The organism is Nonomuraea sp. NPDC049784, from assembly GCF_040659615.1.
In the GTDB taxonomy this organism is placed as follows: Bacteria; Actinomycetota; Actinomycetes; order Streptosporangiales; family Streptosporangiaceae; genus Nonomuraea.
The window spans coordinates 1-9,887 of record NZ_JBFAMX010000378.1 but is presented as its reverse complement, the minus strand read 5'-3'; the positions used below and the strand labels follow the sequence as shown (position 1 = coordinate 9,887).

Annotated in this window: 10 protein-coding genes; 7 read left to right on the top strand and 3 right to left on the bottom strand. The window is 69.3% G+C overall.

Annotated features, from left to right (window positions below; genetic code table 11):
- The first annotated feature begins 170 nt into the window (after positions 1-170).
- The 5 genes from argF to AB0J09_RS43815 all read left to right on the top strand — a co-directional run bounded on the left by argF (position 171) and on the right by AB0J09_RS43815 (position 5,167).
- The gene (gene argF, locus AB0J09_RS43835; RefSeq protein WP_360704958.1) at positions 171-1,151 is read left to right on the top strand and encodes an ornithine carbamoyltransferase; all 981 of its coding nucleotides are present in this window, start codon (positions 171-173) and stop codon (positions 1,149-1,151) included.
- The gene (locus AB0J09_RS43830; RefSeq protein WP_360704955.1) at positions 1,148-1,654 is read left to right on the top strand and encodes an arginine repressor; all 507 of its coding nucleotides are present in this window, start codon (positions 1,148-1,150) and stop codon (positions 1,652-1,654) included. Before argF ends, AB0J09_RS43830 begins: the two co-directional genes overlap by 4 nt.
- 36 nt (positions 1,655-1,690) lie before the next feature.
- Positions 1,691-2,890, top strand: coding sequence for an argininosuccinate synthase (locus AB0J09_RS43825; RefSeq protein WP_360704952.1), 1,200 nt, complete (start codon positions 1,691-1,693; stop codon positions 2,888-2,890).
- A gap of 91 nt (positions 2,891-2,981) precedes the next feature.
- The gene (gene argH, locus AB0J09_RS43820; protein ID WP_360704949.1) at positions 2,982-4,418 is read left to right on the top strand and encodes an argininosuccinate lyase; all 1,437 of its coding nucleotides are present in this window, start codon (positions 2,982-2,984) and stop codon (positions 4,416-4,418) included.
- Positions 4,400-5,167, top strand: a complete 768-nt coding sequence (locus AB0J09_RS43815) for a DNA-3-methyladenine glycosylase (protein WP_360704947.1) — start codon at positions 4,400-4,402, stop codon at positions 5,165-5,167. The genes argH and AB0J09_RS43815 overlap by 19 nt, the downstream gene beginning before the upstream one ends.
- Here the strand turns inward: AB0J09_RS43815 and AB0J09_RS43810 are convergent.
- Positions 5,107-5,508 (bottom strand): PH domain-containing protein, encoded by a 402-nt coding sequence (locus AB0J09_RS43810; protein WP_360704944.1) that lies wholly within the window; start codon positions 5,506-5,508, stop codon positions 5,107-5,109. The two genes, AB0J09_RS43815 and AB0J09_RS43810, sit on opposite strands and share 61 nt — an antisense overlap.
- Before the next feature lie 92 nt (positions 5,509-5,600).
- Here AB0J09_RS43810 and tyrS point away from each other — a divergent pair, with 92 nt between their 5' ends.
- Complete coding sequence (gene tyrS, locus AB0J09_RS43805) at positions 5,601-6,869, top strand: tyrosine--tRNA ligase (RefSeq protein ID WP_360704942.1); 1,269 nt, start codon at positions 5,601-5,603, stop codon at positions 6,867-6,869.
- Between the two features lie 49 nt (positions 6,870-6,918).
- On the opposite strand, the gene AB0J09_RS43800 is transcribed toward tyrS, so the two are convergent.
- Both AB0J09_RS43800 and AB0J09_RS43795 read right to left on the bottom strand, forming a co-directional pair.
- On the bottom strand, positions 6,919-8,352 hold the full coding sequence (locus tag AB0J09_RS43800) for a glycosyltransferase family 39 protein (RefSeq protein ID WP_360704940.1): 1,434 nt from the start codon (positions 8,350-8,352) through the stop codon (positions 6,919-6,921).
- Between the two features lie 25 nt (positions 8,353-8,377).
- Positions 8,378-8,761 carry a PPOX class F420-dependent oxidoreductase gene (locus AB0J09_RS43795; protein WP_360704937.1) on the bottom strand — a complete coding sequence of 128 codons (384 nt, stop codon included), beginning with the start codon at positions 8,759-8,761 and terminating at the stop codon, positions 8,378-8,380.
- Positions 8,762-8,837: 76 nt separating this feature from the next.
- On the opposite strand from AB0J09_RS43795, the gene AB0J09_RS43790 reads away from it, so the two are divergent.
- Positions 8,838-9,281, top strand: coding sequence for a MarR family transcriptional regulator (locus AB0J09_RS43790; RefSeq protein ID WP_360704935.1), 444 nt, complete (start codon positions 8,838-8,840; stop codon positions 9,279-9,281).
- Positions 9,282-9,887 lie beyond the last annotated feature (606 nt).

Here is a 9,887-nt window from a genome sequence, read left to right as displayed (position 1 = left end):
CTGAGCGAGCCCCGCTCGGCCGGGGTCCAGAAGGCCGCCCAGAACGCCGGCTTCCTGGTCAACGCCCTCCAGCCCGACGCCGTACGCATCGCGCCACCCCTGGTCGTCACGGCCGAGGAGATCGACGCGTTCGTGGCCGCGTACCCGGCGATCCTCGCGGAGGCAGCCAAATGACCAGACACTTCCTGCGCGACGACGATCTCACGCCCGCCGAGCAGGCCGAGGTCCTGGAGCTCGCCGCGGCCATGAAGAAGGACCGGTTCGGCTACCGCCCGTTCGAGGGCCCGCAGACCGTCGCCGTCCTGTTCGACAAGCCGTCGGCCCGCACCCGCGTCTCCTTCCACACCGGCATTGGCGAGCTCGGCGGGCTGCCGCTGGTCGTGGACAACGTCTCGGCGCTCATGGGCCGCGGCGAGCCCGCCGCCGACCTCGCCAGAGTGCTCGACCGGCAGGTCGCCGCCATCGTCTGGCGGACCACCGGGCAGGAGCTCATCGACGAGATGGCCGCCCACTCCCGGGTGCCCGTGGTCAACGCGCTCACCGACGAGTTCCACCCCTGCCAGATCCTCGCCGACCTGCAGACCGTCCAGGAGAAGCTGGGCAGGACCGCCGGGGTCACGTTCACGTACCTGGGCGACGGCGCCAACAACATGGCCCACTCCTACCTGCTCGGCGGCGCCACCGCGGGCATGCACGTGCGGATCGCCGCCCCGGCCGGCTACCAGCCGGACGCGGTCATCCTCGACCAGGCGGCCGCCATCGCGGCCAAGACGGGCGGCTCGGTGATCGCGCTGACCGACCCGGTGGCCGCCGTCCAGGGGGCTCACGTGATCGCCACCGACACGTGGGTGTCGATGGGCCAGGACGGCAAGGAGCAGCGGGTGGCCGTGCTCAAGCCGTACCAGGTGAACTCCGAGCTGCTCGAGCACGCCGCGCCCGACGCGATCGTGCTGCACTGCCTGCCCGCCTACCGCGACTACGAGATCACCACCGAGGTGCTCGAAGGCCCGAAGAGCGTCGTGTGGGACCAGGCGGAGAACCGGCTGCACGCCCAGAAGGCGCTTCTCCACTGGCTAGTGTCACGCGTGACCTCGCGGAGCGAGGGCACCAATAAGCACAGTGACCAAGTCATGAGGCCGGAGGACTCATGACTATCCCGATGACCAAGGCCGCGCGGCAGGCGAAGATCACCGACCTGCTGCAGCGGAAGGCGGTGCGCTCCCAGCCGGAGCTCGCCAAGCTGCTCGCCGAGAGCGGGCTCGAGGTCACCCAGGCCACGCTCTCGCGTGACCTCGACGAGCTCGGCGCGCTCAAGCTGCGCGCCGACGACGGATCCCTGGTTTACGCCCTCCCCGGCGAGGGCGGCGGCCGGATCCCGCTCACCAGGCTGGGCACCGGCGAGTCCCCGGCCGCGCGGCTGCACCGCATCGCCGAGGAACTGCTGGTCAACGCCGAGGCTTCGGCCAACTTGGTCATCGTGAGAACCCCCCCGGGCGCGGCCCAGTTCCTGGCCTCCGCCATCGACCACGCCGACTGGGAGTCGATCCTCGGCACGGTCGCCGGCGACGACACGATCCTCGTCATCAGCCGCGATCCGACCGGGGGCCAGGCCGTCGCGGAGGCCCTGCTGAAGGTGGCCGACCGGCGCGGCTAGTGCCAAGCATCGAGACCTGTACCTGGAGACAGTGAAATGCCGGAAAGAGTGGTCCTCGCCTATTCAGGCGGGCTGGACACCTCAGTCGCCATCCCGTACCTGGCCGAGCAGATGGACGCCGAGGTGATCTGCGTCGCCGTGGACCTCGGCCAGGGCGGCGAGGACATGGACGTGGTCCAGCAGCGGGCGATCGACTGCGGCGCGGCCGAGTCGATCGTGGTGGACGCCAAGGAGGAGTTCGCCGCCGACTTCTGCGTGCCCGCCCTGCAGGCCAACGCCCTCTACATGGACCGCTACCCGCTGATCTCCTCGCTCTCGCGCCCGCTCATCGTCAAGCACCTGGTCTCGGCGGCCAAGCAGTTCGGCGGCACGTTCGTCTCCCACGGCTGCACCGGCAAGGGCAACGACCAGGTCCGCTTCGAGGCCGGCCTGTCCGCGCTCGCCCCCGGCCTCAAGGTCGTCGCGCCCGCCCGCGACTTCGCCTGGACGCGCGACAAGGCCATCGAGTACGCCGAAGCCAAGGGCCTGCCCATCGAGACGTCGAAGAAGAACCCGTTCTCGATCGACCAGAACCTCTGGGGCCGCGCCATCGAGACCGGCTTCCTCGAGGACATCTGGAACGGGCCCACCGAGGAGGTCTACTCCTACACCGCCGACCCGTCCCAGACGCGCGACGCCGACGAGGTGGTCATCACCTTCGAACAGGGCGTCCCGTTCAAGGTCGACGGGCGGGCGCTGACGCCGTACCAGGTCATCGACGAGCTGAACAGGCGCGCGGGCGCGCAGGGCGTCGGCCGGATCGACCTGGTCGAGGACCGCCTCGTCGGCATCAAGTCGCGCGAGGTGTACGAGGCGCCGGGCGCCATCGCGCTCATCGCCGCCCACATGGAGCTGGAGAACGTCACCGTCGAGCGCGACCTGGCCCGCTTCAAGCGCGGCGTGGACCAGCGGTGGAGCGAGCTCGTCTACGACGGCCTGTGGTTCTCGCCGCTCAAGAACGCCCTCGACGCGCTCATCGCCGAGGCCCAGAAGCACGTCTCCGGCGACATCCGCATGACTCTGCACGGCGGCAAGGCCACGGTCACCGGCCGCCGCTCGGAGCAGTCCCTGTACGACTTCTCGCTGGCGACCTACGACACCGGCGACACATTCGACCAGTCCCTGGCCAAGGGCTTCGTCCAGCTTTTCTCCCTCCCCGCTAAGATCGCCGCCGCGCGAGACGCCAAGAAGGGGTGACGTGCACTATGGTCGCGCCCGAGCACAGGAGCTCGGGGCGAGAGAGCGTGGAACGATGCCAACGAGTCCCGAAGCGGGTGCGACCATTGAAATGGTCACGAAGGAGATAACGGTGAGTGATGGCAAGCCGATGCGGCTGTGGGGCGCGCGCTTCGAGAGCGGCCCGTCCGACGCGCTGGCCCGGCTGTCGGTGAGCGTGCACTTCGACTGGCGGCTCGTGCCGTACGACCTGGCAGCGTCCAGGGCGCACGCGCGCGTGCTGCACAGGGCGGGGCTGCTGAGTGACGAGGAGCTCGAGCGCATGATCGGCGCGCTCGACGACCTGGAGCAAGCCTGCAAGGCGGGCGAGTTCCGGCCGACGGTCGCCGACGAGGACGTGCACACCGCGCTGGAGCGCGGCCTGCTCGAGCGGCTCGGCTCGCTGGGCGGCAAGCTGCGCGCGGGGCGTTCACGCAACGACCAGATCGCCACCGACCTGCGCCTCTACCTGCGCGACCACGCCCGCGCGATCGTCTCGCGCCTGGTCGAGCTGGAGACCGCGCTCATGGCCCAGGCGGAGCAGCACGCCGACACTGCCGCGCCGGGCATGACGCACCTGCAGCACGCGCAGCCGGTGTCGTTCGGCCACCAGCTCCTGGCCCACGTGCACGCCTTCACCCGCGACGTCGACCGGCTCACCGACTGGGACAAGCGCGCCGCGATCTCCCCGCTCGGCGCGGGCGCGCTCGCGGGCTCGTCGCTGCCGCTCGACCCGCAGGCCGTGGCAGAGGAGCTGGGCTTCTCGGCCGCCGCGCCCAACTCGATGGACGCGGTCTCCGACCGCGACTTCGCGGCGGAGTTCCTGTTCGACGCGGCCATGATCGGCGTGCACCTGTCGCGGCTGGGCGAGGAGATCGTCCTGTGGGCCTCGCAGGAGTTCCGCTGGATCGAGATGGACGACGCCTACTCCACCGGCTCGTCGATCATGCCCCAGAAGAAGAACCCCGACGTCGCCGAGCTGGCCCGCGGCAAGTCCGGCCGCCTGATCGGCAACCTGATGTCGCTGCTGACCACGCTCAAGGGCCTGCCGCTGACCTACAACCGCGACCTGCAGGAGGACAAGGAGCCCGTCTTCGACGCGGTCGACACCCTGCTGCTGGTCCTGCCCGCGGTGGCCGGGCTGGTCGCGACCATGCGGGTCAACACCGCCCGCATGGAGTCCTCGGCGCCCGACGGGTTCGCGCTCGCCACCGACCTGGCCGAGCTGCTCGTACGCCGTGGGGTCCCGTTCCGCGAGGCCCACGAGGCGGTCGGCCACCTCGTGGTGTGGTGCCAGGTCAACGACAAGGACCTGGGCGAGCTCACGGACGACGAACTGGTCAAGGTGTCGCCGCACCTGACGCCCGACGTGCGCGACGTCCTCAACGTGCCCGGTGCCCTGGCCGCCCGCAAGGCCCACGGAGGCACCGCCCCCGACCGCGTGCGCGACCAGCTCATCGCGCTCAGGGAGGCGGTCGACACGCAGGCGGCATGGGCAGCGGGGAGCTGAGCCCCGCCGCGCTGCCGCGGGGCTTCTTCGACAGGCCGTCACACGAGGTGGCGCCCGACCTGCTCGGGCGTGTGCTCGTGCACGGCAGCGTGGATGGAGCCGTCGCCGTGCGCCTGACCGAGGTCGAGGCGTACGGCGGCCCCGGCGAGGATCCGGCGGCGCACACCTACCGGGGCAAGACGCCGCGCAACGCGGTCATGTTCGGCCCCCCAGGCCACCTGTACGTGTACTTCACGTACGGCATGCACTTCTGCGCGAACCTGGTGTGCCTGCCCGAGGGCTTCGGCTCGGCCGTGCTGCTGCGGGCGGGCGAGGTGGTGGCAGGCATCGAGGAGGCCCGAGCCCGGCGCTCCTCCAAGGGGAACGGCACAGTGGCGCGCGGCAGGACGATTCCCGACCGGGACCTCGCGCGCGGCCCGGCCAGGCTGGCCGTCGTCCTCGGCCTGCTCCGCGAGCACAACGGCCTCGACGCGATCGGGGACGCCTCGCGGGCGCTTCCCGGCGACGCCCCCTTCGCCTCCGGCCGCCGGCTGACCGGCGCGCCCCACGGAGCGGCGGCCGTGCTGGAGGGCCGCCCGGCCGACCCGGCCTCGATCAGGTCAGGCCCGCGTACCGGCATCTCGACCGCCAAGGACACCCCGTGGCGGTTCTGGATCGACGGCGACCCGACCGTGTCGCCGTACCGCCCTCACGTGCCGCGCCGCCGCAACGCCGCGGCCACCTCCGTCGGAGGGGCGCCCAGCTCGTGAGGACTGAAGATGTGCAGGTGGTCGCCGGTGTCGATCTCGAGTATCTCGCTCCGCAGCCCCCACCGCCTGCGTACGTCGACCTTGACGTCCCAGATCGCCTCCCAGGGCACGTGCCGCTTGCCCGCGAACCCGTGCACCACGGTGATCCCGCTCTCGTCGGCGGCCAGCCGTACGGGGACGATCAGGTCACGCAACCCCATCCCGCCGATCAGCACCGCCGCGGGAACGGCCAGGAGCACGCCGCGCACGTCGCCCTGGACCCACCAGTAGACGGCGAGTCCGGCACACGCCAGAGCCCCTAAGATCTTGAAAACGGCCAGCTCGCGACGGACCCTCCACATGGAGACAGAGCGTATCCAAGTGGCGGTCAACCCTGGCGATCGGGCAGGCTTGTCATACTTAATGTCCAACGTCTCAATGGAAAGCCGGCACCGTGACCGACATTCTCGATGACCTCGCGTGGCGAGGCCTGATCGCTCAGTCCACCGACCTCGACGCCCTGCGCGCGTCCATGGCCAAGGGACCGATCACGGTCTATGCCGGTTTTGACCCCACCGCCGCTTCCCTGCACGTCGGCCACTTCGTGCCGCTGCTCACGCTGCGCCGTCTCCAGCTGGCGGGGCATCGCCCGATCGGTCTGGTCGGCGGCGCCACCGGCCTGATCGGCGACCCGAGCGGGCGCAACACCGAGCGTTCGCTCAATTCCAGCGAAGTGGTCACGGAGTGGGTGGAGCGCCTGCGCGGGCAGGTCGGGCGTTTCCTCGACTTCGACGCCCAGCCGAATGCCGCCCTCATGGTCAGCAACCTCGACTGGACCGGCGAGCTGAGCGCCATCGATTTCCTGCGCGACATCGGCAAGCACTTCCCGGTCAACCGCATGCTGGCCAGGGAGTCCGTCTCCGCGCGGCTGCAGGGGGAGGGGCTGAGCTACACCGAGTTCAGCTACCAGATCCTGCAGGCCAACGACTACCTCGAGCTGCACCGCCGCTATAACTGCACGCTGCAGATCGGCGGCAGCGACCAGTGGGGCAACATCACGGCCGGCGCCGACCTGGTCCGCCGCATCGAGGGCGCGCACGTCCACGCGCTCACCCTGCCGCTGATCACCAAAGCCGACGGCACCAAGTTCGGCAAGACGGCGGGCGGCGCGCTCTGGCTCGACCCCGAGATGACCTCGCCCTACGCCTTCTACCAGTACTTCCTCAACTCCGACGACCGCGACGTGATCCACTACCTCAAGGTGTTCACGTTCAAGAGCCGCGAGGAGATCGAGGTCCTGGAGAAGGCCGTCGCTGAGCGTCCCTTCGCCCGCGAGGCCCAGCGGACGCTGGCCGAGGACCTCACCGAGCTGCTGCACGGCAAGCAGGAGCTCGACGCGGTCGTGGCCGCCTCGAAGGCGCTCTTCGGCCAGGGCGAGCTGGAAGACCTGCCCGCCTCGACGCTGGGAGCGGCGCTGGCCGAGGTGCCCAAGGCCGCGATCCCCGCGCTCGGGGTGCCGTTCGTGGACCTGCTGGCCGACAGCGGGCTCGTGGAGTCGAAGTCGGCGGCCCGGCGTGCCGTGAAGGAGGGCGGGGCGTACCTCAACAACGTCAAGATCACCGACGAGGCGTACGTGCCGACCGCCGATGACCTGCTGCACGGGCGCTTCATGGTGCTGCGGCGCGGCAAGAGGTCGATCGGCGGCGTCGAGGTCGCCTCTTAGCTCTTGGCTGAAGCGGGCCTTTCCGGGGTGGAAGGGCCCGCTTTCGCATTCACCGGCGGGTGAACAGCGCCACCGTCAGCCCCGGCAGATCGGCGGAGTGCTTGGCCAGGCTGAGCTTGAACCCCGCCTTCTCCACTTCCCCCACCCGCGGAATCGCCGACTGTTTGCTCCCGCGCCAGACCACCCAAACCCGGTCTCGCCCCTTCAAAGCGGCGCCAACATCGAACCGCTCGGGATAGCCGAATCCGTCGGGGGAGGGCATGTCGCCGGACTTGAGCACGTCGACGGGCATCTGGGAGTCGGCGTAGTACTCGAAGCCGGTGCGGAGCTGGCTCTGCCCGTAGACGATCGCGTCATCGGGCTCGGCCTTGATGACGCGCAACGCCCAGGGGATGTTCTCGAACCGCCCGTTCTCCTCACGTACCGTCACGTGCTCCTGGAACGACAGCGCGCACCCCAGCAGTACGACCACCACCGCGGCCACCACGTGAAGCCGGGGGAGGGACGCCACGGCGAGCCCGGCCAGCAGCGCCAGCGCGGGAGCGGTCACGAAGAGGTAGCGATCCACGTAGACGGGCGTCACGAGCTGCGACACCGCCAGCAGCAGCACCGGAGGCAGGACCAGCCACCCGGCAAGCGCGAACACCCACGCCCGCCGGTCCACTCGTGACGCTCTCCACAGCAGGACCGCACCGGCCAGCGCCATCGCGAACAACATCACCCCGAGCCCGGTCGCCCCCGCCGCCATCTTCGGGAACTTCAGCCACACCTCCGGCCCCCGCTGTGGGATCCAGCTGATCGCGTGCCGCTCCCCGAACCCCACCAGGCCCAGCACGACAGCAGGCAGGCAGCCGGCCGCGAGCGCCGCCAGCATCCGCACCACCGAGGCCCGGCGCGCCAGCGCCAGCTGGGCAGGGAGCACCAGCACCGCGAACAGATGAGTGCAGCACACGAGCGCGACCGCCACCCCGTAGACCGTCCACCGCCTGGCATCAGGCCGCTCGATGGCCCGGTGCAGCGTCCAGAACGAGAACACGACGGCGGCAGCAGCGAACGCGTACGGCCTGGCGAAGGCCCCGAAGTAGGACACCGAGGGCATGATCGCGAAGACGGCAGCGCCGATCACCCCGGCGCGCGTGCTGTGCAGCCGCCGGCCCAGGTCGACCAGGAACCAGGCGGCCACACCGATCCCCACCGCCGGCGGCAACCGCAGCCACAGCTCCGCCGTGCCCGCCTTCACCCAGAGGTGCATGAACAGGTAGTACGGAAGGAAATGGCCGTCGATGTGCCGCGCCAGCTCCCACATCCCGGACAGTGACCGGGAGGCGGCGCTGATGGTGGCCAGTTCGTCGCCGTTCAGGGTGGCGGAGCCGGTCCCCGTGAACGCCGCGGCCCCGGCGAGCAATGCCATCCACCACGGGGTGGACGTGCGGAGCCGCTCGGCGGGACGGGCTGGGGGAGCGAGCGTGGCGGCAGTGGTCACCGGGGCAGGATACGCGTTCCCCCGGCTATTGCTGCGTGGTACGTGTCGGCTTCATAACGATCACCACCCGCCGCTCGGCATCACCGACCGGCCGCTCGTACTCCAGGCCGTAGCGGTTGGCCAGCACGTCGAAGAAGTCGCCCGACGGATCGGGCTCCACCCGCTCGACCACGCCACGGATCTCCACATAGCGGTACGGCTTCTCGGGATCGTTGATGGAGACCGCTACCTGCGGATGCTCCATGACATTTCGATACTTGCGGCGGTCCATCGTGGTCGTGAACCGCAGGTGCTCCCCGTCCCAGATCGTCCAGACGGGGTTCACGTTGGGCACTCCGTCCGGTCCGATCGTCGCCAGATGGGCAAACAAGGGCCGGTGCAGCAGGTCCAGGTGGCTTTCAGGAATCATCGGTGCCTCTCCCTCGATATGGGTATATGGAGAATATCAAAGCTTTGATATCCATCAATGTTGTACCATTCCCGGCATGGGGATGCCTGCGGACGAACGTCTCGGACTGGACATCAAGCGCACGGAGCAGGCCTTGATCGCCGCAAAGCAGGCTGCCATCCGGCCGGCAGGGCTGACCGTTCCCCAGTACGCGGCCTTGTTCGCGCTGGCCGGCAACCCCGGTATGTCGGGCGCGGCGCTGGCGCGAGCGTGCTTGGTCACGCCCCAGGCCATGACCGTCGTCCTGAAGAACCTGGAGGAACGGGGGTTCATCGAGCGCTCGCCGCACCCTTGGCACCGCAATGTCCTGGAGACCCTGCTGACCGAGGCCGGGCGCGCGGCGCTGGAGGCGGCGGACGAGCGGGCCGTGGTGGTGGAGCGGGCGATCGCGGCCGAGTTCAGCGCGGAGGAACGGAAGATCCTGCGGGACCTGCTGGCCCGGTGCGGTGAGGCCATTGCCCGCGCCGCCCGGGAGCTGTGACGATGCTGCCCGGCTGGCCGGTGACACGCCTGCTCGGCTGGGCGGTGACGGGCCGTCTGGCGAGGCGATTTGACGTGGGGCGGATCGCGACCTAGTCTTTCACTTCGCGCCGGGAGCGAGCCGGACGCCACTCAGGCGGACGGGCCCCCGCGCAAGCCCCTTGAATTGACGAGCCACTCGGCGGAGCCGCTTCGGCGTGCTCTGGCTTGAGGTCGTCTTCGGGCGCGCCGTGATCACCGGAAAATCGGTTGATTGGACACGCTCTGGATGACACGGTAAGTTATGAGGGTTGCCCCGGAAACGGGGTGCAACATCCTAGCCAGGTTTGACCGGCTTCTAGCAAATCCTCGGATTTGACAGGAGATTGGCAACTTGGTAAATTTTAGGAAAACGAACGGTGCGCCTCCGAGCGAGAGCCGAAGGGCTTGAGCGAGGATGTACGCGTCCGTTTCTTGAGAACTCAACAGTGTGTTAAAAGCCAGTGCATGAGATTTACATGCATGACCCCGTCTTTTGACGGATAGCTCGGATTGATTTCCGGACAGACATTGTTTGGAGAGTTTGATCCTGGCTCAGGACGAACGCTGGCGGCGTGCTTAACACATG

What these genes read in the sequence shown, in the direction of transcription:
- argF (WP_360704958.1), top strand. Translation starts at nt 171, where the DNA reads ATGACCAGACACTTCCTGCGCGACGACGATCTCACGCCCGCCGAGCAG.
- AB0J09_RS43830 (WP_360704955.1), top strand. Translation starts at nt 1,148, where the DNA reads ATGACTATCCCGATGACCAAGGCCGCGCGGCAGGCGAAGATCACCGAC.
- AB0J09_RS43825 (WP_360704952.1), top strand. Translation starts at nt 1,691, where the DNA reads ATGCCGGAAAGAGTGGTCCTCGCCTATTCAGGCGGGCTGGACACCTCA.
- argH (WP_360704949.1), top strand. Translation starts at nt 2,982, where the DNA reads ATGGTCACGAAGGAGATAACGGTGAGTGATGGCAAGCCGATGCGGCTG.
- AB0J09_RS43815 (WP_360704947.1), top strand. Translation starts at nt 4,400, where the DNA reads ATGGGCAGCGGGGAGCTGAGCCCCGCCGCGCTGCCGCGGGGCTTCTTC.
- AB0J09_RS43810 (WP_360704944.1), bottom strand. Translation starts at nt 5,508, where the DNA reads ATGTGGAGGGTCCGTCGCGAGCTGGCCGTTTTCAAGATCTTAGGGGCT.
- AB0J09_RS43795 (WP_360704937.1), bottom strand. Translation starts at nt 8,761, where the DNA reads ATGATTCCTGAAAGCCACCTGGACCTGCTGCACCGGCCCTTGTTTGCC.
- AB0J09_RS43790 (WP_360704935.1), top strand. Translation starts at nt 8,838, where the DNA reads ATGGGGATGCCTGCGGACGAACGTCTCGGACTGGACATCAAGCGCACG.